At 56.9% G+C, this 596-nt stretch carries 1 protein-coding gene and 1 tRNA gene; both read right to left on the bottom strand.

The features are described 5' to 3' along the window. Positions 1 to 91, bottom strand: a tRNA-Ser gene (locus X760_RS73550). Positions 92 to 330: 239 nt separating this feature from the next. Further along, positions 331 to 596, bottom strand: a 266-nt coding sequence (locus X760_RS77705) for a hypothetical protein (protein WP_210164505.1), incomplete at its 5' end; no start/stop codon positions are given.

Below are 596 nucleotides of genomic sequence, written 5' to 3'. Positions count from 1 at the left end.
TGGCGGAGAGGATGGGATTCGAACCCACGAGAAGCTTTTGACCTCTACTCCCTTAGCAGGGGAGCGCCTTCGACCACTCGGCCACCTCTCCGTTGCGCCGGTGGATAAAGAAAAGCGCCGGCACAATCAACAAGCTGGCGCTATTATCCTTGAAAAATCGACCCTTCGCCAAAGCGCCGCCCAGCGATGTGGCGATTCTGCGGCGATTCCCTGGTTCGCGACTCGCGCCATGGTCACATTTCGGGCCGACCATCGCCGGAATCCGCCGTTTGCAACGGCTTGCGAAGGGCTGTTGGTTAACGGGAGCTTTCGGAGTGAGGCCAAATCGTGTCATTTGTGCAACAACGCCGGGGTATAGCGCCAACACAAACCTTTTGCCGGTACGATCGTGGTTGAACGCCGCCGTCTCATGGGTAATGTCGGGTTTGAAGGAGCGGCGCGGTGCGCATCTTTTTCGGTAGTGGGGATGGGGCAGGGAACGCTGTCCTTCAGCAAAGAATACCCAGACCCGTTTTTTAACTTTTGACTGGAGGTCAGAAAATGAACATCAAGAGCCTTCTTCTCGGCTCCGCTGCGGCACTGATCGCAGTTTCCGG

The organism is Mesorhizobium sp. LSHC420B00, assembly GCF_000503055.1.
Taxonomy (GTDB): domain Bacteria; phylum Pseudomonadota; class Alphaproteobacteria; order Rhizobiales; family Rhizobiaceae; genus Mesorhizobium.
This window is presented reverse-complemented; position numbering and strand designations above follow the sequence as displayed.